At 45.9% G+C, this 22029-nt stretch carries 24 protein-coding genes; 16 read left to right on the top strand and 8 right to left on the bottom strand.

Annotation, left to right across the window (positions count from 1 at the left end):
* Nucleotides 1–31 precede the first annotated feature (31 nt).
* Nucleotides 32–1207, top strand: coding sequence for an MFS transporter (locus AB1K89_RS13815; RefSeq protein WP_413055303.1), 1176 nt, complete (start codon nt 32–34; stop codon nt 1205–1207).
* Between the two features lie 15 nt (nt 1208–1222).
* On the opposite strand, the gene AB1K89_RS13810 is transcribed toward AB1K89_RS13815, so the two are convergent.
* From AB1K89_RS13810 to AB1K89_RS13800, 3 genes are read right to left on the bottom strand one after another with little or no spacing between them, the layout of a single operon-like run.
* Complete coding sequence (locus AB1K89_RS13810) at nt 1223–2026, bottom strand: polysaccharide deacetylase family protein (protein WP_413055302.1); 804 nt, start codon at nt 2024–2026, stop codon at nt 1223–1225.
* 55 nt (nt 2027–2081) lie between these two features.
* A complete protein-coding gene (locus tag AB1K89_RS13805; RefSeq protein ID WP_413055301.1) occupies nt 2082–2267 on the bottom strand; it encodes a DUF1731 domain-containing protein in 186 nt (61 codons plus the stop codon).
* A complete protein-coding gene (locus AB1K89_RS13800; protein WP_413055300.1) occupies nt 2264–2977 on the bottom strand; it encodes a TIGR01777 family oxidoreductase in 714 nt (237 codons plus the stop codon). The genes AB1K89_RS13805 and AB1K89_RS13800 overlap by 4 nt, the downstream gene beginning before the upstream one ends.
* 282 nt (nt 2978–3259) lie before the next feature.
* Between AB1K89_RS13800 and recX the strand changes: the two genes are divergently transcribed.
* Both recX and AB1K89_RS13790 read left to right on the top strand, forming a co-directional pair.
* Nucleotides 3260–4072: a recombination regulator RecX gene (recX, locus tag AB1K89_RS13795; protein WP_413055299.1), complete on the top strand. Its 813-nt coding sequence runs from the start codon at nt 3260–3262 to the stop codon at nt 4070–4072.
* Nucleotides 4062–4391, top strand: a complete 330-nt coding sequence (locus AB1K89_RS13790) for a YfhH family protein (protein WP_252504146.1) — start codon at nt 4062–4064, stop codon at nt 4389–4391. Before recX ends, AB1K89_RS13790 begins: the two co-directional genes overlap by 11 nt.
* Nucleotides 4392–4562: 171 nt before the next feature.
* On the opposite strand, the gene AB1K89_RS13785 is transcribed toward AB1K89_RS13790, so the two are convergent.
* On the bottom strand, nt 4563–5546 hold the full coding sequence (locus AB1K89_RS13785) for a metal-dependent hydrolase (protein ID WP_413055298.1): 984 nt from the start codon (nt 5544–5546) through the stop codon (nt 4563–4565).
* Between the two features lie 119 nt (nt 5547–5665).
* Between AB1K89_RS13785 and mutY the strand changes: the two genes are divergently transcribed.
* The 4 genes from mutY to AB1K89_RS13765 all read left to right on the top strand — a co-directional run bounded on the left by mutY (nt 5666) and on the right by AB1K89_RS13765 (nt 9483).
* Nucleotides 5666–6742: an A/G-specific adenine glycosylase gene (gene mutY / locus AB1K89_RS13780; RefSeq protein WP_413055297.1), complete on the top strand. Its 1077-nt coding sequence runs from the start codon at nt 5666–5668 to the stop codon at nt 6740–6742.
* A 50-nt stretch (nt 6743–6792) separates the two neighbouring features.
* The gene (locus AB1K89_RS13775; protein WP_413055296.1) at nt 6793–6993 is read left to right on the top strand and encodes a gamma-type small acid-soluble spore protein; all 201 of its coding nucleotides are present in this window, start codon (nt 6793–6795) and stop codon (nt 6991–6993) included.
* Between the two features lie 142 nt (nt 6994–7135).
* Nucleotides 7136–7684 carry a nucleoside tri-diphosphate phosphatase gene (gene ntdP / locus AB1K89_RS13770; protein WP_413055295.1) on the top strand — a complete coding sequence of 183 codons (549 nt, stop codon included), beginning with the start codon at nt 7136–7138 and terminating at the stop codon, nt 7682–7684.
* 53 nt (nt 7685–7737) lie between these two features.
* On the top strand, nt 7738–9483 hold the full coding sequence (locus AB1K89_RS13765; RefSeq protein WP_413055294.1) for an ABC transporter ATP-binding protein: 1746 nt from the start codon (nt 7738–7740) through the stop codon (nt 9481–9483).
* Between the two features lie 8 nt (nt 9484–9491).
* Here the strand turns inward: AB1K89_RS13765 and AB1K89_RS13760 are convergent, their stop codons facing one another.
* A complete protein-coding gene (locus AB1K89_RS13760; protein WP_413055293.1) occupies nt 9492–9629 on the bottom strand; it encodes a hypothetical protein in 138 nt (45 codons plus the stop codon).
* Between the two features lie 114 nt (nt 9630–9743).
* Here AB1K89_RS13760 and AB1K89_RS13755 point away from each other — a divergent pair, with 114 nt between their 5' ends.
* From AB1K89_RS13755 to nikC, 5 genes are all read left to right on the top strand, one after another.
* Nucleotides 9744–10766, top strand: a complete 1023-nt coding sequence (locus tag AB1K89_RS13755) for an ABC transporter ATP-binding protein (RefSeq protein WP_413055292.1) — start codon at nt 9744–9746, stop codon at nt 10764–10766.
* A complete protein-coding gene (locus tag AB1K89_RS13750; RefSeq protein WP_413055291.1) occupies nt 10738–11751 on the top strand; it encodes an ABC transporter ATP-binding protein in 1014 nt (337 codons plus the stop codon). Before AB1K89_RS13755 ends, AB1K89_RS13750 begins: the two co-directional genes overlap by 29 nt.
* Complete coding sequence (locus tag AB1K89_RS13745; RefSeq protein WP_413055290.1) at nt 11748–13331, top strand: ABC transporter substrate-binding protein; 1584 nt, start codon at nt 11748–11750, stop codon at nt 13329–13331. The genes AB1K89_RS13750 and AB1K89_RS13745 overlap by 4 nt, the downstream gene beginning before the upstream one ends.
* Nucleotides 13332–13466: 135 nt before the next feature.
* On the top strand, nt 13467–14471 hold the full coding sequence (locus AB1K89_RS13740; protein ID WP_413055289.1) for an ABC transporter permease: 1005 nt from the start codon (nt 13467–13469) through the stop codon (nt 14469–14471).
* Between the two features lie 17 nt (nt 14472–14488).
* Nucleotides 14489–15385: a nickel transporter permease gene (nikC, locus tag AB1K89_RS13735; protein ID WP_413055288.1), complete on the top strand. Its 897-nt coding sequence runs from the start codon at nt 14489–14491 to the stop codon at nt 15383–15385.
* Between the two features lie 36 nt (nt 15386–15421).
* On the opposite strand, the gene AB1K89_RS13730 is transcribed toward nikC, so the two are convergent.
* Together AB1K89_RS13730 and AB1K89_RS13725 are read right to left on the bottom strand one after the other, a co-directional pair.
* Nucleotides 15422–16504: an FUSC family protein gene (locus tag AB1K89_RS13730; RefSeq protein WP_413055413.1), complete on the bottom strand. Its 1083-nt coding sequence runs from the start codon at nt 16502–16504 to the stop codon at nt 15422–15424.
* 94 nt (nt 16505–16598) lie between these two features.
* On the bottom strand, nt 16599–17894 hold the full coding sequence (locus tag AB1K89_RS13725) for a glutamate-1-semialdehyde 2,1-aminomutase (protein ID WP_413055287.1): 1296 nt from the start codon (nt 17892–17894) through the stop codon (nt 16599–16601).
* 126 nt (nt 17895–18020) lie between these two features.
* Between AB1K89_RS13725 and bcp the strand changes: the two genes are divergently transcribed.
* The 3 genes from bcp (at nt 18021) to perR (ending at nt 20019) form a co-directional block, all read left to right on the top strand.
* A complete protein-coding gene (bcp, locus tag AB1K89_RS13720; RefSeq protein ID WP_413055286.1) occupies nt 18021–18500 on the top strand; it encodes a thioredoxin-dependent thiol peroxidase in 480 nt (159 codons plus the stop codon).
* Between the two features lie 15 nt (nt 18501–18515).
* Nucleotides 18516–19460, top strand: a complete 945-nt coding sequence (locus tag AB1K89_RS13715) for a D-2-hydroxyacid dehydrogenase (protein WP_413055285.1) — start codon at nt 18516–18518, stop codon at nt 19458–19460.
* Between the two features lie 115 nt (nt 19461–19575).
* Nucleotides 19576–20019: a peroxide-responsive transcriptional repressor PerR gene (gene perR, locus AB1K89_RS13710; RefSeq protein ID WP_252504134.1), complete on the top strand. Its 444-nt coding sequence runs from the start codon at nt 19576–19578 to the stop codon at nt 20017–20019.
* A gap of 39 nt (nt 20020–20058) precedes the next feature.
* Here the strand turns inward: perR and AB1K89_RS13705 are convergent, their stop codons facing one another.
* Nucleotides 20059–20430: a YgzB family protein gene (locus AB1K89_RS13705; protein ID WP_413055284.1), complete on the bottom strand. Its 372-nt coding sequence runs from the start codon at nt 20428–20430 to the stop codon at nt 20059–20061.
* A gap of 168 nt (nt 20431–20598) precedes the next feature.
* Between AB1K89_RS13705 and AB1K89_RS13700 the strand changes: the two genes are divergently transcribed.
* Nucleotides 20599–21471, top strand: a complete 873-nt coding sequence (locus tag AB1K89_RS13700) for a nucleotidyltransferase-like protein (protein WP_413055283.1) — start codon at nt 20599–20601, stop codon at nt 21469–21471.
* The last annotated feature ends 558 nt before the right edge of the window (nt 21472–22029 follow it).

Genomic DNA, 22029 nt, shown 5'->3' with positions numbered 1-22029 from the left:
CACTCAGTGCATCTTAAGGAGCGTATTGCTTATGAGTACTACAACAACTGCCGAACAGCGGCGGTTTTGGATTCTTGTCATCATCGTTTCGATTTCAGGCTTTTCCCAAGGCATGTTATTACCGCTCATTTCCGCCATTTTCGAGCGGGACGGAATTTCGAGCGCATTGAATGGCCTGAATGCTACAGGCTTATACATAGGCACACTTCTCGTGTCCCCATTCATGGAAGCACCATTGCGTAAATATGGTTACAAACCCGTCATCGTATTAGGCGGCATCATTGTCTTTTCATCATTGCTTATGTTCCCATTGTGGAAAAATGTCGTCTTTTGGTTCATCCTCCGTTTGTTAATAGGCATCGGGGATCATGCCCTCCATTTTTCAACACAAACGTGGATAACAAGCACATCGAAGCAACAAACATTAGGGAGGAATATCGCGATTTACGGCTTGTCATTCAGCTTAGGTTTCGCAGTAGGGCCGCTTTTTGCGCCGCTAGTAAATATTCATGAAGGACTGCCGTTCATCGTCTCAGGCTTATTATGCATGTCTGCATGGCTGCTCGTCTTCAAACTGAAAAATGATTATCCTGAAGTGATGAAAGGGAATGTGGTAGCCGGAAGTTTTGTAAAACGTTCAAAAAGCACGATCGTCATTGCGTGGATCGCTTTCTTAGGTCCGTTCGGTTATGGATTCCTGGAATCTTCATTGAACGCGATGTACCCGGTATATGCATTGCGGAATGGCATTGATCTTACGTCCGTGTCGATGATCCTCGCCATTTTTTCAACAGGGGGCATCATTTCACAGTTGCCGCTCGGCATGCTTTCGGACAAGTTCGGAAGACAAATGATCGTTCCGATAACGTATGGGGGAGGAGCAATCGCCTTTTGGGCAGCGAGTTTGATGGGGAACTCAGTCCCTTTCATCATGCTGACCGTTTTCATTGCAGGCGTTTTTGTCGGGTCGACCTTTTCGCTCGGCATTTCATATATGTCAGACCTCACTCCGAAGAATCTATTGCCAACCGGTAATTTGCTTTGCGGCATCTTCTTCAGCATTGGCAGTCTTACTGGACCATTTGTAGGAGGGATTTTCCTAGAGTTCGTCGAAAACGTCAGCTATTTTCTCATCATCGCCATTCTGTTCGTGGTGTTGTTCATCATCTCTCTTTATGGCACGAAAAGAAAAAGCATCCTGACGTAAGGGATGCTTTTCAATTCATCGGAGAATTGAATGGACATTTTCATATTCGAGAACTAGATCGTCCAAAGATCGGAATTCATATCCCGCTTTTTTTGCATCGCGGATGAAGTCCGGCAATGCTTCCGCATTATCGGGTGACACTGTATGCATGAGAATGACGGCACCGGGATGCAGCTGGTTCATGAGCTCATTATAGGCATAGTCTCGACCGCGTGGTTTATTGGCATGCCAATCAATGAATGCGACGGACCAGAATATATGGCGGTATCCTAACTCATTTCCTTTACGCAAGACAGCATCGTTGAAAATCCCTTCAGGAGGCCTTGCGTAAACAGTACGTTCGATTCCTGTCGTCTTATAGAGGAGCTCATCGAACTTCTTCCATTCTTCCTCCATTCTTGCTTCCGATAGATTCGCCATGTTCGGATGATCGAAGGAATGGTTTCCAATTCCATGTCCATCCTTCACCATCCGCTGGACAAGTGGGGCAGCGCTTTTCAAATAGTGGCCCGTCAGAAAGAATGTTGCAGGGACTTCCTCTTTTTTCAATGCATCCAAAATCTTTTCGGTATAGCCGTTTTCGTAGCCATTATCGAAAGTCAAATAGGCGATTTTTGCGTCAGGCTTGCCTTTGTATATGGCGCCATGTTGTTCAAGCATCGATTCCAAAGCTGAGCCCGCGTTCGGAGGGACTCCATTCGTAGCTTTTTTAAATCCCCAATGGAATTCCTCGGCTTTAGCCGAAAACGGATTAAACAAAATGCCTACAACGATGATGAAGGCAGCCATAAGAATTCCGGGGCCATGTTGTTCAACCATAGATCGCACTCTCCTTTTTGAGTAGGGTGTGCATATGAAAGGAGAATATACTCTCTTACAGCAGATTATCCAAAGCTAAGGACAGAATTGGGAAATCGAATTCAAAGCCGTCCGCCAATAGTTTTTCAGGCTTTACATGCTGCCCTTCCAGAACAAGCGAGCTTTTTTTTCCAAGCGCAACTTTCATGACGGCTGCTGGAACAGGAAGCCAATGCGGCCGGTGTAAAGTGGTGCCAATCATCTTCCCGAACTCATCCATCCGGAGGGGGAATGGTGCGGTGACATTGACGGCGCTTCCAATTGGCCATTTTGCAAAATGTGCAGAACGGCTCTTGCAACGTCTCGCACATGCACCCATGAAACCCATTGTCGCCCCGTGCCTACTCTGCCGCCGACGTACATTTTATACGGCAAGACCATAAGCGACAAAGCACCCTCACTCTCTCCAAGAACGAGACCGAACCGGGTGTATACTGTCCGTATCCCTAAGTCGTTCAACGTAGCCGCTTTTTTCTCCCAATCATTCACCGTTCTGCCAAGAAAGTCTGTCGCAACTTCAGTAGATCCCTCCGTGTACATTGCGGTTTCTGAGGCAGGATATATTCCAATGGCGCTAGCATTAATGAAGAGAGATGGTTTGACATCCATCTTGTCTATAATTCGGATCAGTTCATCCGCCGCTTCCATCCTGCTATCATAAATCCGCTTCTGATGAGCCTCCGACCAACGTCCATCATTAATCGAGACCCCAGCAAGGTTAATAAACACATCCGCCTCACCAATCTCTTTCTCCGGAACAGCTCCCTCTTGCAACCAAAGTACATACATCACATTCGCGCTGTCAGGTTTTTCATTCCGTGAAAGAATGATAATTTCATGACCGTTCTTTACTAGTAAATCTGTAATATGTTGTCCAATAAAACCAGAACCACCTGCAATGACGACTTTCAATATCTATTCACCCCCTATATTGATATGCCCACCGGATTGAAGCGAAAGGCGGCGACTCCTGCGGGAACAGCACGAGCTGAAAGCCCCGCAGGAACGCAGTGACGAGGAGATTGAGGCCGTGCCCGCGGAAAGCGTCCGCCTGTAGCGAAAGCCGTCACGAAGAACGGCTTTTGCGAGTAAAAGCGAAGCGTTACGAGCACGGTATTGCCGGAAAGAACTGCAAAGCTGACCTCCAACACCAGAACATGTATACTGATAGATAGCGAGGGAGGTCGAACAGATTTGCCTGTTATAACGAAAATAACACAACAAAAACGTGATAGCGAACGTTATAATATATTCCTAGACGAAGTATACGCCTTCAGCGTCCATGAATCCGTCCTCGTCAAATTCGGACTGACAAAAGGAATGCAACTCGACGAATGGTCGATGGACGAAATCACATACGAAGACCAAATCGAAAAAGCATTCAACCGCGCGCTCCACTACCTATCCTTCCGAATGCGAAGCGAATTTGAAGTCAAAAAGAAACTGAAGGACTTAGAATTCGGAGAAGCCGTCGTCCTCGAAGCAATCGTCAAATTGAGAAGGCTTGGATTCCTTGACGATGAGGCATTTTCCGAAGCATTAATGCGAACACAGAAAAATGCATCGAACAAAGGTCCAAAAGCGATCCAACAAGAATTGCAGAAAAAAGGGGTCGGGAAGGAGTTGCAGCAACAAGTGCTTGAAAACTATTCCGAGGAAGAACAATTTACAGTCGCTAAAAAGCTAGCCGAAAAGGCGGCTCGGTCAAATCGTTCTATCGCCCCGGCACAATTAAAGCAGAAAATCCAAAATGCGCTTGCACGCAAAGGGTTCTCTTTTGAATTGATAAACAGCGTTATGGAAGAAATCGATTTCGGCAGAGATGAAGATGAATGGGATTCGATCATCGGCTCGGTCGGTGAGAAGGCGTGGCGCCGATATCAATCAAAGCATTCCGGCTACGAACTAAGAAAACGTGTAAAGCAGGCGATGTACCAAAAAGGGATTCCATTCGATCGGATTGACAGTTTCATCGAAAAAAAGGAGAACGAAGAAGATGGAGACTAAAAAATATAGTGAAATGAATGAACATGAGTTGCGGTCGGAGATCGGCAGTCTGATGGAAAAAGCGCGCAAGGCGGAGCAATTAGGCATGATCAATGAGTTTGCCGTCTATCAACGCAAAGCGCTTATGGCAAAATCATATATGATCGATCCGTCAACAATCATTCCCGGGGAAATCTACAGAATCGAAGGGGATGAAGGGGTCTTTTTCCACGTCGACTATTTGAAAGGCCGCTTTGCATGGGGATACCGTTTAGGCGGAGAGCGTGCAGAAGAGGCGCTGCCGATTGCAATGCTGCAATCAGTGAAAACGGGCAAATAACATTTAAAAGCTTGCCGAGAACGTTTCGGCAAGCTTTTGTCTGGCTTTTCCGTCTAGACTCCGGGCGCTAGAGCCTCGGGGTCATAAGTCAAATATACTGCGTGGCAAAGAGCGCCACTCCGTATATTCGCCTTATGCCTGTCGCCTCTGAGCGGGCGCCCTCCGCTTTTGTTATGAGTTCGGAATAAAATTCAGTTTTTTACGGAGCTTGTCCTCTGAAAAAATCCATCCTGTGTACGAATTGATGACTTCCATGTCTTCATTAATATGTGCGACAGCAACAAACGGATAATAGCTCTTACTCCGATAGCGCAAATCGATAAGGCGTACTTCATACAAATGTCCGACATAAGAAACGGACCATCTATAGATCGGTGAAAAAGATACGAATGCCTGGATGTTCTTATCTTCCATCGCTGCATCGATGTAAGGCGACTTCGGCATAGGTTCGCGTTCGAACCTGTCGTATATATTGACGGAACGGCCGTATGCTCGCCCGACATAGTGACATTCCTTATTAGATGCGGCAACTCTCCACTGGAAAAAATGCATTGTCGGTGCAATGAAAATATCGTCAGCATCCGGAATCGTATTGCGAACGGCATGTGTCACTGCTGCTTTGACAGCAAAACGCAACAAATAATAGAAGAAAACGACAATGTACAAAAGCGTGAACGTCAGAACAGGTTCTGCACCGAACGCCCATGCAACAATTGCGATAATGTGCAACGCGAAAATAATCGGGTCAAACGTATTGATGACCCCAATGGCAACCCATTTATTAGAAAACGGCCGTAGTGCCTGGGTTCCATAAGCGTTGAAAATGTCAACGAAAACGTGCAAAAACACCGCTAAGAAAGTCCATGCCCATAGATGATAGAAGGCTGCCTCAGGAAGAAGGAATGACAGCAAAATCGAGATGACGAGCGGCCAAAGCAGGACCGCAGGCACCGAATGAGTAATTCCGCGATGGTTTCGTATATAAACCGCATTATTCCTCAATTTAAGTACAGTATCGACATCAGGTATCAAAGAGCCTGAGACGACTCCGATAAACACCGCTGTCATCGTGACTGAATCTGAGGCAACGACTGGATCCGCCAATGTCAAACCGCAAACGGCGGCGCCCATGACAATATGTGTTCCGGTATCCAAAAAAATCACTCCTTTACATCGCCTCTGAATTGGCAAAAACAAAAACAGAGCAATCTTTATTCATTTAGTATATACCCTATTTTTCATTAACGAAAAGCATATGCAAAACGGAGGACTTCATGCAATTATTTGAACGGAAACTTGAAAGTGAATTTAGGAAAGCATTAATTTCATGGTATTTGGAAGAAAAGAGGGATCTTCCTTGGAGAAGGACGTCAAATCCCTATCATATATGGGTGTCGGAAGTGATGTTGCAACAGACACGTGTCGAAACGGTCATCCCTTATTATGAACGTTTCATCGAAAAATTTCCGACGCTAGCTGATTTGGCCGATGCGAAGGAAGAGGATGTCTTGAAACTGTGGGAAGGGCTTGGATATTATTCCCGTGCACGGAACTTGCAAGCTGGCGTGAAAGAAGTTGTAGCAGAGTATGGAAACCGAATTCCTGAAAATCGGAAAGACATTTCTAAATTGAAAGGTGTCGGTCCATATACTGCGGGAGCCGTGCTCAGCATCGCTTTCGGTGTACCGGAGCATGCTGTCGATGGGAATGTGATGAGAGTCCTGTCACGAATTTTATTAATCGAAGAGGATATCGCGATTCCGCGTACGCGGAAACTATTCGAGGAAGTCGTCATGGCGTTAATTGACAAAGACGATCCTTCGTCGTTCAATCAAGGTCTGATGGAGCTCGGGGCTACAATTTGCACACCACGACCGAAGTGCCTTTTATGCCCGGTTCGTGATTTCTGCACAGCTTTCCACGAAGGAAAACAAGAGGAGCTTCCCGTTAAATCAAAGAAGGTAAAGACGAGGACAGTACCTCTCCTTTCATTCGCTATCAGGAATACCGAAGGAAAATGGTTAATGACGCAGAGGCCGTCAAAAGGACTCCTGGCTAATATGTGGGAGTTTCCGATGGCGGAAAACAATGCGGGTGGTCCGTTAGAGAAAATCATAAAAGCCGAATATGGAATAAATGTAGTGTCGATTACGCCATTGATCGAGTTCAGACATATCTTTTCCCATCTGACGTGGGAAATGAAAAGTTATTTGGCGGTAACCGATGATGCAGCTCCTGAGGGCTTCACGTTTTTTACAACCGAAGAAGTCGAGGCGTTGCCAAAAGCAGTCCCCGTTATAAAAGTTTGGGACGAAGCAAAAAAACCAACAAATTCCAAACAGAAATTCTAGAATAAAACGAGGTGCTTTGAACATCATATTGGTTACGGAGGTGAAAATCCATGACAAACAAAAATCGAAACAACCAACAACAAACGCAAGCATCGTTCACAAATCCAAACAAAGTAAAACAGGAAATCATGTCTGAAGAGTTTGGATCTGAAACAGACGTGAACGAGGTTCGCCAACAAAACCAACAATCGGAAATGAACAAACAAAACGTTTCCGGCGGAGCTGGAAGTTTCGGAAAACAGTCGAAATAATGGATGGACATCACCGGCCGGCAGCTAAAGCTGCCGGTTTTTTTATGTACCTATGTCGAAGGGTAAACGTTTCAATTTTGATTGGCCAATTGGTATAATGTACGAATATTAGGGTTTCCGACATTTAAAGGTGGTTTTACTGATGACAATACCGAAAGAAGGCGAAACGATACAGGTACATAGCTACAAGCATGATGGCAATATCCACCGTGTCTGGCAGGAAACGACCGTGTTGAAGGGGACGCGCAATATTGTAATCGGAGCGAATGAACGAACGCTTGTAACGGAAGCGGACGGTAGGACATGGTTGACGAGGGAGCCATCGATCTGTTATTTCCATGCCGAGCATTGGTTCAATATCATTTGCATGCTTCGGGAAGACGGGGTTTACTATTACGTGAATATGAGCTCTCCCTTCGTATATGACAATCACTCATTGAAATACATCGATTATGATCTCGATGTGAAAGTATTTCCTGATATGAGTTATTTGATTTTGGATGAGGACGAATATGATGAGCATAAAAAGAAGATGAATTACCCTGAAGTGATCGATCAAATATTGAAGCGTAATATGGATAAACTGCTCTTGTGGATCAAACAACGCAAAGGCCCATTTGCACCAGATTTCATCGAAGTGTGGACATCCAGGTATGAGTTCTATAAACAGGTAAAGAAAAATGACAAATGAGAGCCTGTCTGCGTTTAAGCAGTTGGGCTTTTTATTGTTAAAGGAGGATGAAAATGGGTGAGAGCATAAAGAGGTATTTAAAGTTTGTAAAGCCATATAATTGGCAAATCATCTTGACGATTTTAATTGGCATCGTGAAATTTGCAATTCCTTTATTCATTCCATACCTTATTAAAATTGTCATCGACGATATTATCGGGGCGGATACGCTGACCGATGCGGAAAAGACGAAGCAGCTTTTCCTATGGATGGGAGGGACCGTTTTACTATTCTTCATCATTCGGCCGCCTGTCGAATACTATCGCCAATACTACGCACAATACGTCAGCAATAAAATCTTGTACGATATCCGTGAAAACTTGTATGGACATTTACAAAGGCTCGGGCTGCGCTACTATTCCAATACGCGGGCGGGCGAAGTCATTTCACGCGTCATCAATGATGTTGAACAGACGAAGAATTTCGTCACGATCGGTTTAATGAATGTGTGGCTCGACTTGGCGACAATCATCATTGCAACATGCATCATGCTTACGATGGACGTTCCATTGACGATTGTGACTTTGCTCGCATTTCCTTTTTATGCATACAGCGTGAAGCATTTCTTTGGCAAACTTCGTGACTTGACGAGGAAGCGTTCGCAGGCTCTAGCGGACGTTCAAAGTTATTTGCATGAAAGGGTTTCAGGGATAAGTGTCATTAAAAGCTTTGCATTAGAGGATAAAGAGCAGGAGCGCTTTGACGGTACGAACGGCAATTTCCTCGATAAGGCTCTCAATCACACTCGATGGAATGCGAAGGCGTTCGCGGTCGTCAACACGATTACCGATGTCGCGCCTTTGCTCGTGATTTCTTATGCAGGCTATCAAGTGATCAACGGTTCTTTATCGGTCGGTGTGATGGTTGCGTTCATTGCGTACATCGATCGTTTGTACAATCCGTTGCGACGGTTGGTTAATGCGTCTACCTCTTTGACGCAATCATTCGCATCGATGGACAGGGTCTTCGAACTGATGGAAGAGCCGTATGATATCAAAGATAAGAGCGATGCTGTCGCATTGCCGCGGATCGAAGGGGAAATCCAATTCGATAATGTCGGTTTTTCATACGCGGAAGATGAGGAACCGGTTTTGCGGGATGTCAATTTCACAGTCAAACCGGGTGAGACCGTAGCGCTAGTCGGCATGAGCGGCGGAGGAAAGTCGACAATTGTCAGTCTGATTCCGCGGTTTTATGATGTGACGCAGGGTGCGATCCGGATTGACGGCTATGATTTACGTGATATTCAATTGAAATCTTTGCGTGACCAAATCGGGCTCGTCCTTCAAGACAGTATTCTCTTTAGCGACTCGGTGAAAAGCAATATACTGATGGGCAAGCCGGACGCAACGGATGAGGAAGTGATTGCCGCGGCAAAAGCTGCAAACGCACATGATTTCATCGAATCGTTGCCGGAAGGGTATGATACGACCGTCGGAGAGCGGGGCGTGAAATTGTCGGGAGGACAAAAACAGCGTATTGCGATTGCACGGGTATTTTTGAAAAATCCGCCGCTGCTCATTTTGGATGAAGCAACTTCCGCATTAGATCTTGAAAGCGAAGCGCTCATACAAGAATCCCTTGAACGTCTTGCCAGTGACAGGACAACCTTGATTGTCGCCCACAGGCTATCGACAATCACCCATGCTGACAAGATTTTTGTCATCGACCATGGGGAATTGAAGGAAGTTGGAAGCCATGAGGAACTGATGGCGCAACAAGGCATTTATTACAATCTGTTTCAAGTACAATCGCTATAATCATGCAGCTACCGGACAAAACCGGTAGCTTTTTTTATTTCATTCTGCCATTCGGCAATCGCGTCCAAAGAGAGTGGCCCCGCGCCCAAAGTGCGCAGTTCCGCGTCCAAAGCAAGCCGCCTCGCGCCCAAAGCGATCCGTTCCACGCCCAAAGCATCCCCTTTAGACTATTAAAATTGTATATTGCCTTTTTCTTAATAGAAAGTATAATAGATGTAATTTAATGTTTCTGAAAACACATAAAATGAAAAGGTGATCTGATGACTGAAAGGAAGAAAATTCTCGAGGTAAAAGACTTGCAGACTACCTTTTTCACAGACTCCGGAAATGTTCCGGCGGTTGATCACATCGATTTTCATCTCCGGGATGGCGAAATTTTGGGGATCGTAGGGGAATCAGGATGCGGAAAAAGTGTTACCTCCTTATCTGTAATGGGGCTCGTGCCAAGTCCGCCTGGGAAAATTACCGGCGGGGAAATTGTGTACAACGGACGCAATTTGATCGGCCTGTCTGAAAAAGAGATGAGGCAAATTCGCGGGAATGACATAGCGATGATTTTTCAGGAGCCGATGACTTCGTTGAACCCGCTATTTACAATCGGCAATCAGATGGTTGAAGCGATTTTGATTCACGAAAAGGGTTGGTCGAAAAAGAAGGCTGAGCAAAGGGCAATTGAAATGTTGAAGCTTGTTGGCTTGCCACGTGCCGATGCCTTGCTGAAGGACTACCCGCACCAATTGTCGGGCGGTATGCGGCAAAGGGTGATGATTGCGATGGCACTTGTCTGCGATCCTAAAATATTGATAGCGGACGAGCCGACAACTGCGCTTGACGTGACGATCCAAGCGCAAATATTGAAACTGATGAAAGATTTGAATGTCCGGTTAGGGACTGCCATATTATTGATTACCCATGATCTTGGAGTTGTCGCCGAAAGTTGTGAGCGGGTCATCGTCATGTATGCAGGGCAAATCATCGAGGAGGCCCCGACTAAACTCATTTTTGAAGATCCTCAGCATCCGTATACGAAAGGACTGATTCAATCAGTGCCGGATATGCGGTTTAAAAAGGAACGACTTCATTCCATTCCGGGGAATGTTCCGAAGCCCGGCTCCATAACGAGCGGTTGCAGGTTCGCGGCTCGATGCGAGTTTGCTTTCGACCGGTGCTTTCAGGAAAACCCGGAGCTTTATGAAACAGCGGATGTCCATCAGACCCGTTGTTTCCTATACGACGAAGGAAGGGTGAAGTCGGATGGCCACAACGCCTTTATTGAAAGTTGAAAACTTGAAGAAGCACTTTCCAGTGAAGAAAGGGATGTTCGGCAAGACGGTCGGGCATGTGAAAGCTGTCGATGACGTGTCGTTTTTCGTAAATGAAGGGGAAACGCTTGGAATCGTCGGAGAGAGCGGTTGCGGAAAATCGACGACAGGGCGCATGCTTATGCGCTTGCTGGAACCTACTGCTGGAAAGATAGAGTTTGACGGGAAAGACCTTACTTCATTAAGCCATGAAGAGATGAGAAAAACGCGCCGTGATATCCAAATGGTCTTCCAGGATCCTTACGCTTCGTTGAATCCTCGCCATACGATTGGCAAGATTTTGGAGGAGCCTCTCCTTGTCCATGGCGTTTCGGATCCGAAGGAAAGGAAGAAGAAGGTACGAGAATTTTTGGAAATTGTCGGATTGAATGCCTACCATGCAAAGCGCTATCCGCATCAATTCAGCGGAGGGCAAAGACAGAGAATCGGCATTGCGCGCGCCTTGATGACGAATCCGAAGCTCATCATCGCGGATGAGCCCGTTTCAGCGTTGGACGTATCTATCCAGGCGCAAGTGTTGAATCTTATGCAAGATCTCCAAAAGGAGTTTAATCTCACTTATATTTTCATTGCACATGATCTCGGGGTCGTCCGGCATATTAGCGATCGTGTCGCTGTCATGTATTTAGGGAAGATGGTGGAGGTTGCGGATAGTGAGCAGCTTTACGAAAAACCGCTGCATCCTTATACGCAAGCGTTATTATCCGCTGTACCCGTCCCGGATCCGGATTTTCAGAAGGAGCAGATCATCATAGAAGGAGACATCCCGAATCCGGCTGACCCGCCAACCGGGTGCACATTCCATACACGATGCCCATTCAAGATGGATATTTGCACTAAAGTATCACCTCAACTTTCGGAACAAACTACCGGTCATTCTGTCGCCTGTCATCTTTATACAACTCAGGTCGACAATGATATAAAACAATTGGAGGGGTCTCTATGAATAAAAAGAGAATGTGGTCAGCTGCGTTACTGCTATTGCTGGTCCTGTCAACTGTACTTGCTGCCTGTGGTGGCAACAGTGGAAGCGGCAGCACGAAAGATACATTAGTGTTCGGTCGCGGCGGCGATTCCACTTCGCTCGATCCGTCAAGGGTGACGGAAGGCGAAACATTTAAAGTAACAGTCAATCTATATGAGACGCTGTTGAATTTCGGCGAGCAAGATACGTCAGTACAGCCTGGCCTTGCGAAAGAATGGAATACGGATGATGGCTTGACGTACACATTCAAATTGCAAGAGGGCGTCAAATTCCATGACGGAACGGATTTCAATGCTGATGCTGTTGTAAAGAACTTCGAACGCTGGGCGAACGGGGACGCGGAAAAGTTTCCATATTACAACTCCATGTTCGGCGGATTCAAGGGGGATGAAGGCCATGTCATCGAATCTGTCACAGCTGACGGGGATCACACGGTCATCATCAAGTTGAAACGTCCACAGGCTCCGTTCTTGAAAAATATTGCGATGAGTATGTTCGCCATTGCAAGCCCGACTGCATTTGAAAAAGGCGACGATCAGTTCGAAAGGAACCCTGTCGGTACAGGTCCATTCAAATTTGTCGAATGGAAAGCGAATGAATCAATCACGATTGAAAAATTCGATGAGTATTGGCAAAAAGGGTTGCCTAAATTGGAAAAAATCATTTTCCGCTCCATCCCGGACAACTCCGCACGTTTGAATTCACTCATTGCCGGGGAAATCGATCTTGCGGACGGCATTAATCCTGCCGATGGCGAAAAGATTGAAGGGAATGCAGATTTGCAATTGATTGAACGTCCTTCAATGAACGTCGGCTATCTCGGTTTGACGGTGACACGTCCTCCTTTCGATAAGAAAGAAGTACGTCAGGCGATGAACTACGCGATCAATAAGGAAACAATCATTGAATCATTCTTCGAAGGAAGAGCGAATATCGCGAAAAACCCAATGCCGCCTTCCATTTCAGGCTATAACGATGATATTGAACCTTATGAGTACAATCCAGAAAAGGCGAAGGAACTTCTAGCGAAAGCGGGATATCCGGACGGTTTTGAAATGGAACTATGGGCGATGCCTGTTCCGCGTCCATACATGCCTGACGGTGCAAAAGTTGCCGAAGTGATCCAAAGCAACTTGGCGGATATTGGCGTAAAGGCGAAAATCGTTTCGTATGAGTGGCCTACTTATCTCGACAAGGCGAGCAAAGGGGAAGCGGATGCTTTCATGCTAGGCTGGACTGGGGATAACGGGGATGCTGACAACTTCCTATACGTTCTATTAGATGAAGATAATATCGGCAGCAATAACTATACGTATTTCAAAAATGATGCAATGCATGATCTTTTCATCGAAGCACAAACGGAAGTGGATGAGGATAAACGAATCGAGCTGTACAAGAAAGCTCAGGAAATCATCCATGAAGAGGCGCCTTGGGTACCAATCGCACACTCTACGCCACTTCTGGCAGCAGCTAAGGATTTAACTGGGTTCGTTCCACACCCGACTGGTTCTGATCTGTTATCGAACGTAGAATTCAAATGATGGATCCACTTTTCACTTTGCAATGAACAGTAAGGGGGGAGTCGTTCGATACCCCCCTTTTCCTATTGGTGCATTGATTGACGAAAGTGAAGTTTGACGGAATCCGATTGATCGAGATTTGGTGAGGTGAATGTGATGCTCAGCTACGTCGGCAGAAGGTTATTGCAATTAATACCTGTTCTTCTTGGTATGGTTTTCATTGTTTTCATGATGATCCGGGCGATTCCCGGCAACCCGGCCCAAGTCATCTTAGGGCAGCAGGCGACAGCGGAGGCCGTCGCAGCGATGAACGCGAAATTAGGGCTGGATCAACCGTGGTATATTCAATTTTTCAAGTACTTAGGCGGAATTTTACAAGGTAATTTAGGAGAGTCGATGCGCACCCGGCTTCCGGTCGCAGATGAAATATGGCCGCATTTGGCCGCGACGATGGAGCTCGCTTTTTTTGCAATGTTAATCGCTATAATCGTCGGCGTCAACGCGGGCATTGTCTCGGCATGGTTCCAAAATTCATGGTTTGACTACATAGCGATGATTTTGGCGCTCGTTGGCGTTTCCATGCCGATTTTTTGGCTGGGGCTTTTAGGGCAATGGGCATTTGCCATTGAATTCAGCTGGCTGCCTACAACCGGAAGGGAGCAAGTAAGGGATCCGGTCAATGCCATTACCCATTTGTATATTATCGATACGATCATCCAAGGCCGATTCGATCAACTATGGCAAGTACTGCGCCACCTCATATTGCCAGGCCTCGCATTGGCGACGATCCCGATGGCGATCATTGCAAGGATGACGCGGTCAAGTATGCTTGAAGTAATGCGCTCCGATTACATTAGAACCGCTCGGGCGAAGGGCCAGAAAATGTTTTGGGTCGTTTACAAGCATGCGTTCAAAAATGCGGTCATTCCAGTGTTGACGATCATCGGTCTTCAAATGGGGATGCTGCTTGGCGGGGCTATTTTAACTGAAACGATTTTTGCTTGGCCGGGCATCGGAAGGTATATATACGATGCCATCAACTTCCGGGATTATCCCGTCATCCAATCAGGGATTCTCGTTGTCGCCTTCATCTTCGTCATGATCAACCTGATCGTCGACCTGCTCTATGGTCTGATTGATTCGAGGATTAAATATGACTGAGGAAGGGGGAATGCGGAATGTCTGAATTTACGCCTAAAATGGATGGAATTGTTGAAGCAGAAATCGAAAGGACGACCGGCCCTTGGCGGGAAGCTTGGCGAAGTTTCACAAAGAGCAAAGTGGCGGTTGCCGGAATGATCATAATCCTCTTTTTCGTGCTTCTTGCCATTTTTGGTCCTCTCATTGCAAAGGAGGGCATCAATGAGCAAATGGCGGCCGACCGGCTCCAACCGCCTTCAGCAGAATATTGGCTTGGAACGGATGATTTCGGCAGGGATATACTGTCACGCATTATCCACGGTGCGAGAATATCGCTTTCGGTCGGGTTCCTATCCGTCATCGCCTCGGTCATCGTCGGCAGCTTTTTAGGGATTGTGGCAGGCTATTACGGTAGGTGGACAGATACGATCATATCTAGGATTTTTGATATTATGCTCGCATTTCCATCGATCCTGCTAGCCATCGCGATTGTTTCTGTATTAGGACCAGGGCTAGAAAACGCCTTGATCGCCATTGCCATCATCAATGTTCCGAATTTCGGGCGTTTGATCCGGTCTAAAGTATTGAGCATCAAGGAAGATGAATATATTATGGCGGCCAAGGCGATTGGAATGAAGGATGCACGAATTTTATTTTCACATATCCTTCCGAATTCAATGGCTCCCGTCATCGTGCAAGGGACGCTAGCCGTTGCAACTGCTATTCTTGAAGCGGCTGCACTCGGTTTTCTCGGATTGGGTGCACAGGCGCCACAGCCTGAATGGGGGAAAATGCTCGCCGATTCGAAGTCCTATTTACAGTCCGCTCCATGGACGATGATTTTCCCTGGACTTTCCATCATGCTGACTGTTCTAGGTTTCAACTTAATGGGAGACGGCCTGAGGGACGCCCTCGATCCGAAAATGAAAAACTAAAAAACCATCCTTGGCACATTGCCAAGGATGGTTTCTTCAGTAAATCTCATTTTCCAGTTCATTGCTTACTTTATGTCCGTGCCTGCGTTGATTAGAGACGATCAACCGATCTAGATACTCCAATTGCTCTTCATAGTTCAACAACGAAGAGAGGACGTGGAGGAGGTGATAGGCGGAAAATTCCTCTTCCTCTTTTGTGATGGCGATTTCCTTCGCGAAAATATCCATCACTTCCTGTCGTTGGATGAATTCCTCGTTCAAGCTTTCCGTCATTCTATCGGCCTTCAGCTTGCCTACAAATTTCAGATGAAGCTGTTCATGATAAGTGAGCAATGCGTCGAGCCGTTCCTGGATCATCATCCGGAAATGCTCAGGCAGATTGATCAATTCATTTTCATATTTATGAAGCCTTGACAGCACTTCATAACTACTTTTTGACGTTGCGATCATCTGTCTGTATATGACAAGTTTCCTCGCCTTAGACCGCGAGTTTTTCTTGAAGTAGCTCCGTTCTTCTTTATAAAGGGAATAGAGCTGATCAACATTTGCAAGACGCTCTTTCAATTTGGCCAACGATTTCTTTGTTGCAATATGTTCGGAAGCCTGCCTTCCTGCAAGCCGGATCCACCGTATGATTTCATCCTGCGCTTGATGGATTGCTTGAAACAACTTCGTTTCATACTTCGGAGGCATGAACAGCAAGTTGACGATAAAAGCGGAAAGCACCCCAATGACCATAGTGACAAATCGAAGGAGAGCGAAGGACAGGAATGCGTCCCCTTTGATTTCCATGATGGCGATCATTGTTACTAAAGCTAAGGAAATGGATTTCTCAAGCCCCAACTTGAGCATAATGAGGATGATGATGACCGCTGCAAATCCAACAGTCACAATTTGATGTCCAAACACTAACACAAAGGTGATGGCCGTTATGGCACCGATCAGATTACCTTGGATCTGTTCGATTATAGTCAAATATGATCGGTAAATCGATGGTTGAATCGCAAAGATGGCCGCAATGCCTGCAAAAACCGGATTTGGCAAGCTGAGCACCTCAGCCAAAAACAATGCGGCAACAATCGCTATACCCGTTTTGAAGATGCGGGCGCCAAGTTTCATATGATTATCCTTTCTACTAAAGGTATTCAAAATAAAATGCGCCTCTTTCGAGAATGAGGCGTTTTCCGTACTCTACCCTAAATCTTCCAACTGGTCAACTGTTCTTCAGTTCTTTGAATGAACGTTCTACCGCCTCTAGTGTATGAATGATGTCCTCCTCTTTATGCGCAATTGTGAGGAACCAAGCTTCATACTTGGAAGGTGCGAGGTTGACGCCGTTTTCGAGCATCAGTTTAAAGAACTTCGCAAAAGTCTCTCCGTCTGTCTGTTCAGCCTGCTCATAGTTCTCTACGATCACATCCGTGAAGAATAACGTAAGTGCACCGCCGAGACGATTAATTGTCAACGTGATGCCGTGCTTTTCCGCTAATTGAAGGATGCCATCTTCCAGCATTCCTCCTAAGCGATCCATTTCTTCATAGATGCCAGGTTGCTGCAATACTTCCAAGCAAGCGATGCCGGATAGCATGGAAGCGGGATTTCCTGCCATCGTGCCGGCTTGGTACGCAGGTCCGAGCGGTGCGACAGTCTCCATGATCTCTTTCTTGCCGCCATATGCTCCAATCGGCAAACCGCCGCCGATGATTTTCCCGAAGGCGATCAAATCGGGGGTCGTTCCGAGTAACGTTGAAGCACTGCCGTAATGGAAACGGAAGGCCGTGATCACTTCATCGTAAATGATAAGTGCGCCTTTCTCTATCGCAAGTTCATGGACGAGTGGAAGGAATCCTTCATTAGGTTCGACAATGCCAAAATTCCCGACGATCGGTTCGACCAATACACATGCCAATTCGTCTCCCCATTTTTCCATTGCTTCCTTATATGCATCCGGATCGTTGAATGGGATTGTGATCACTTCTTGCGCGATGGAAGCTGGGACTCCCGCTGAATCCGGGGTTCCTAACGTTGCTGGACCGGATCCTGCAGCTACGAGGACAAGATCGGAATGTCCATGATAGCATCCGGCAAACTTCATCACTTTCGTTCTTCCGGTGAAGGCACGAGCTACTCTTATAGTCGTCATGACAGCTTCTGTCCCTGAATTGACGAAACGGACTTTATCCATGGAAGGAATCGCTTCTTTCAGCATTTTAGCAAATTTGACCTCATGCTTCGTCGGCGTCCCGTACAATACCCCGTTTGTGGCGGCCTTCGTAATCGCCTCCGCGATATGTGGGTGCGCGTGGCCCGTAATGATTGGCCCGTATGCACCTAAGTAATCGATATATTTATTGCCGTCGACGTCCCAGAAATAGGCGCCATCTGCACGCTCCATCACTGTAGGTGCTCCTCCGCCGACCGCTTTATATCCTCGGGAAGGACTGTTGACTCCTCCAACGATATGTTCACAAGCTTCTTGATAGATCTGTTCTGATTTTGTTCTGTTCATTTCAATTCCTCCGTTCAAATCGGTACATACTCCATTTTAAACAAACTTGTAGTCATACGCCAAAGAAATTGAAACTATATCGGTTGTTCGGTACGATTGGGGTAAGAAAGAGTTGGAGGGATCGCTATGGAAAAGTTGGAAGGAATGCAGGCGCCGCAATTTACACTGCCTGACGAAAATGGTGAAATCGTTTCTCTAAGTGATTTTGAAGGGAAGAAGTATGTCATCCTCTATTTTTATCCGAAAGATGCTACTCCTGGCTGTACAACGCAGGCATGTGATTTCCGGGATGCCTATGAGAGCTTTAGCGACCTGAATGCTGTCATTTTAGGAGTCAGCCCGGATAATGAAGCATCACATCAACGATTCATCGAGAAGCAAGGCTTGCCGTTTTCATTATTAGTCGATGCAGATCATAAAGCTGCGGAAGCGTATGGTGTATGGAAATTAAAGAAAATGTTCGGCAAGGAGTATATGGGAATTGAACGTTCCACCTTCCTGATCGATCCTACTGGGACAGTCGTGAAGGAATGGCGGAAAGTGAAAGTGAAGGGGCATATCGAAGAAGCGCTTGCAACATTGGAGCAATTGACGAAGAAGGCGTAAGGGGGAGCGGGGCGGATGAATGTTTTATTCACCTTCAAGATAAAAGATGATCAGATGAAACAATTGGAAAGCGATTATCCGGGAATCGAATTTTGCTTCAATAGGAAAATCGATGAAGGGCCAATCGATGAATTTGAAATCATAGTCACCTATGGAGAAGATATCACAACGAAGGTGCTTGACCGGGCGAAGTCACTGAAATGGTTAATGGTCGCTTCCGCTGGAGTGGAGAAGATGCCGCTTGCCGAAATTGCGGAAAAAGGGATTGTGATAAGCAATGTACGCGGAATCCATAAAACACCGATGGCTGAAACGGCCCTTGCACATATTTTGGCACTTGGACGGGCACTACCTAAATTAGCGGAGCAGCAAAAACAAAAAGAATGGAATGCGAAAGTGCGTCAAACGGAATTGCGCGGGTCAACAGCGCTCATTCTTGGACCGGGAGCGATTGGATCGGAAATCGGAAGGTTGCTTCAAGCATTCGGCGTCCGGACAATCGGCTGCAATCATTCGGGGAACCCCGCGCCATTTATGGATGAAACTATTCAATTTGGCGGGCTGATAAGCAGTCTTCCAGAAGCCGACATTGTCATTTCCGTATTGCCTAGTACTGAAAAAACGAAAGGCTTGCTGACGGACAACCATTTCAAGGCGATGAAGGAGACAGCGGTATTCATGAATTTCGGCAGGGGAGACCTTGTGAAAGAATCCATTCTTGTCGAAGCTTTGAAAAACGGAGCAATCGGGCATGCGGTCCTCGATGTATTCGAGAAAGAGCCGTTGCCAGCGGAAAGCGATCTTTGGTCTTTGCCGAATGTAACAATTTCTCCGCATGTCTCGAGCCATTCCGGGAAGTATATTGAGAGAGCGCTGGAGTTTTTCACGGCAAATCTGGAGAAGTGGCAAAGCGGGGATAAGAACTTGACCAATTTGATCGACCCTGAAAAAGGGTATTAAATCAGGTCTTGGTTCGTCCCGAGCGACAGCACTTTAGTTGACAAATATGCCTTTCTTCAGTAAACTAATTATAATGATTATAAAGAAGTAATCTTTATGGATTGGAGTGTTGGCGATGTCTGAAGTGTTCTTGAAAGACGCGCTTGTCACATTGAAGGAGAGCGGTGTTCGTATTACACCGCAGAGGCATGCCATTTTAGAATTTCTCATTTCCTCCGAGACGCATCCAACAGCTGATGAAATATATAGAGCGCTCGAAGCTGATTTTCCAAATATGAGTGTTGCGACCGTATATAATAATCTGCGTGTTTTCCGGAATGCCGGGCTTGTAAAGGAACTAACATATGGAGATTCTTCGAGCCGTTTCGATTTCGTTACACATGATCATTATCACATCATCTGTGATAACTGTGGCAAAATCGTAGACTTCCATCATCCCGGGCTGGAGGAAGTCGAGCATCTCGCTTCCCATGTTACAGGATTCGAAGTGAATTCACATCGTCTTGAAGTATATGGAACATGTCCTGAATGTGCATCAGGCGCCAATAAAGCAGAATAAGAAAACCGGTTCCGAGGTTGAGATACGGAACCGGTTTTTTTATTTCTTTTCTGGCGAGTCTTTTTTATTCGTCGGTCGGTTATATGCTACATCGAATTCCTTGCCTTCCAATGAAGGGTCCAACGTGAGCGGCTCTCTGCAATGTCCGCACATATCAACCCGACCAAGCATTTTAGTCGCTTTACCGCAATTTGGACAGACGATCTGTACAGCTCTCGTTGACAAAGTTCCTATCCAAGCGTAAACAACAGTACTACCAAGAATGGCTAGGAGTCCAAGAATCATGAATATCAACATGATGATTTCATTATTTCTGAAGAATATGCCCAGATACATAATGACAACCCCGATGAAAATAAGGGAGAGCGCAAATGACCGGATCCGGTTTATTTTATTTTTATAAGGTTTCATCCGTAATCCTCCTTAGAATGAATGATAGTAAATACGAAACGTCTATAGAAAGGAAATGAACGTTCCTCAATTAATATAGCACATATTCCATTTGCATCATATTTTACGAATTTTGATTGAAGGGTTTTTGAGAAGGTGCGTCGAAGAAATAGAATTGGAGGTGTCATAATGGAACAGGTTCTTAGACCGATTTACCAAGAACGCGCTAGCTCGCCTGAAACACTAGGTGTCATTCTCGTTGAAAAAAGGGGTGCAGGCGATCCGATAACAGACACGTTTGACGAAATCATGCTTATCATTACATCTAATGAAGAAACGCCCATATATACAAAACACTACACAGACGGTACAGGGAAAGCTGCCATGCATGTCATCAGTGAAAAACAGCTGAGGAAATGGCTGCTGCTTGGGACAAGAAGAAAAGTCGTCGATTGGCTCTTCTATGGAAAGATCTTTTTCGATCGCAACGAGTTTGTCGAAGGCTTGAAAAATGAACTGAAGGAATATCCCTTCTATGGTAGGAAGATAAAGATGGGACTCGAGCTGTCGAGATTAGTTCGAGTGTATATGGAAGGAAAAATGTTTTTCGAACAGCAAAACTATATGGATGCGTATCATCATGCAATCCAATCCCTTCATCATCTTGCAAGGCTCACCGTCATTGAAAAGGGATTCGCTCCAGAAGTGACTGTATGGTCTCAAGTCAAAAAGATCGATCCGGCGATCTATAAACTATATGAAGAACTGATCATGAGCGAGGAGCCGATAGAGAAAAGATTAGAGCTTCTATTCTTGGCAAGTGAATTCTTCATCCATAACCGGACGCTGGACGGAGCAAGACATATTATGGACGTCATGTCGACGAAAGAGACATGGACAATCCAGGAGCTTCATGAGCATGAGGAGTTACAGATGTATTCGATCAATCTAGAAGTGCTCGTTGAGTTTTTAATTGAAAAAGGTTTTATTCAAATCGTGGAAAGTGAATCGAAAAATGAATATGTATTTCATAGAGACTACCGAGTAAACCCTGAGGACTGATAGGAGAATGTGAAACTGTTGATTTGCGCTGCAGGCGGACGCTTTCCGGGGGGCGGGCGGTGAGCCTCCTCGGTCGCTACGCTCCACTGCGGGGTCTCACCTGTCCCGCGAATCCCCCAGGAGTCGCCGCCTTCCGCTTCAATCAACGGAACTCCTTATTCAATCAAATCAAGGCCCATTCTACGAATTTGGAGCTTTAATAAGTTTTTTCGTTTTTAGTGTTGACTTATGAAAACAACCCATGCTATTATAGTAAACGTCGCTGAGGGAGTTAGTTACTTAGCTTCGAAACAAGTTTTAAAAACTAATTTTAAAAAGCTCTTGACTCTACAGAGCAACGATGGTAGATTAGAGAAGTCGCTTTTGAAGAAGCGAAACAAGAGAAGTAAAACGAACCTTGAAAACTGAACAGCAAAACGTCAACAAATAAAGTCTTGCAACCGACCTGTCGGCGAAAAGACAAAACGAATCTTCGGATTCGAAATTGACATCTTAAATGATGCCAGCAAGAAACTCGAGCTACTCGAATTTCTCTATTATGGAGAGTTTGATCCTGGC

Origin of the sequence: Sporosarcina pasadenensis (genome assembly GCF_047228845.1) — a bacterium.
GTDB lineage: Bacteria > Bacillota > Bacilli > Bacillales_A > Planococcaceae > Sporosarcina.
Note: the sequence above shows the minus strand (reverse complement) of the source record. Positions and strands in the feature narration are given on the sequence as shown.

Bases quoted from the DNA above. Each gene is read 5' to 3' on its own strand.
- AB1K89_RS13815 (WP_413055303.1), top strand. From the start codon at position 32: ATGAGTACTACAACAACTGCCGAACAGCGGCGGTTTTGGATTCTTGTC.
- AB1K89_RS13805 (WP_413055301.1), bottom strand. From the start codon at position 2,267: ATGATTGGCACCACTTTACACCGGCCGCATTGGCTTCCTGTTCCAGCA.
- AB1K89_RS13775 (WP_413055296.1), top strand. From the start codon at position 6,793: ATGACAAACAAAAATCGAAACAACCAACAACAAACGCAAGCATCGTTC.
- mutY (WP_413055297.1), top strand. From the start codon at position 5,666: ATGCAATTATTTGAACGGAAACTTGAAAGTGAATTTAGGAAAGCATTA.
- AB1K89_RS13705 (WP_413055284.1), bottom strand. From the start codon at position 20,430: ATGAAACCTTATAAAAATAAAATAAACCGGATCCGGTCATTTGCGCTC.
- AB1K89_RS13730 (WP_413055413.1), bottom strand. From the start codon at position 16,504: ATGAAACTTGGCGCCCGCATCTTCAAAACGGGTATAGCGATTGTTGCC.
- perR (WP_252504134.1), top strand. From the start codon at position 19,576: ATGTCTGAAGTGTTCTTGAAAGACGCGCTTGTCACATTGAAGGAGAGC.
- AB1K89_RS13740 (WP_413055289.1), top strand. From the start codon at position 13,467: ATGCTCAGCTACGTCGGCAGAAGGTTATTGCAATTAATACCTGTTCTT.
- ntdP (WP_413055295.1), top strand. From the start codon at position 7,136: ATGACAATACCGAAAGAAGGCGAAACGATACAGGTACATAGCTACAAG.
- AB1K89_RS13700 (WP_413055283.1), top strand. From the start codon at position 20,599: ATGGAACAGGTTCTTAGACCGATTTACCAAGAACGCGCTAGCTCGCCT.
- AB1K89_RS13750 (WP_413055291.1), top strand. From the start codon at position 10,738: ATGGCCACAACGCCTTTATTGAAAGTTGAAAACTTGAAGAAGCACTTT.
- nikC (WP_413055288.1), top strand. From the start codon at position 14,489: ATGTCTGAATTTACGCCTAAAATGGATGGAATTGTTGAAGCAGAAATC.
- AB1K89_RS13755 (WP_413055292.1), top strand. From the start codon at position 9,744: ATGACTGAAAGGAAGAAAATTCTCGAGGTAAAAGACTTGCAGACTACC.
- AB1K89_RS13790 (WP_252504146.1), top strand. From the start codon at position 4,062: ATGGAGACTAAAAAATATAGTGAAATGAATGAACATGAGTTGCGGTCG.
- AB1K89_RS13765 (WP_413055294.1), top strand. From the start codon at position 7,738: ATGGGTGAGAGCATAAAGAGGTATTTAAAGTTTGTAAAGCCATATAAT.
- AB1K89_RS13745 (WP_413055290.1), top strand. From the start codon at position 11,748: ATGAATAAAAAGAGAATGTGGTCAGCTGCGTTACTGCTATTGCTGGTC.
- AB1K89_RS13810 (WP_413055302.1), bottom strand. From the start codon at position 2,026: ATGGTTGAACAACATGGCCCCGGAATTCTTATGGCTGCCTTCATCATC.
- AB1K89_RS13725 (WP_413055287.1), bottom strand. From the start codon at position 17,894: ATGAACAGAACAAAATCAGAACAGATCTATCAAGAAGCTTGTGAACAT.
- AB1K89_RS13715 (WP_413055285.1), top strand. From the start codon at position 18,516: ATGAATGTTTTATTCACCTTCAAGATAAAAGATGATCAGATGAAACAA.
- bcp (WP_413055286.1), top strand. From the start codon at position 18,021: ATGGAAAAGTTGGAAGGAATGCAGGCGCCGCAATTTACACTGCCTGAC.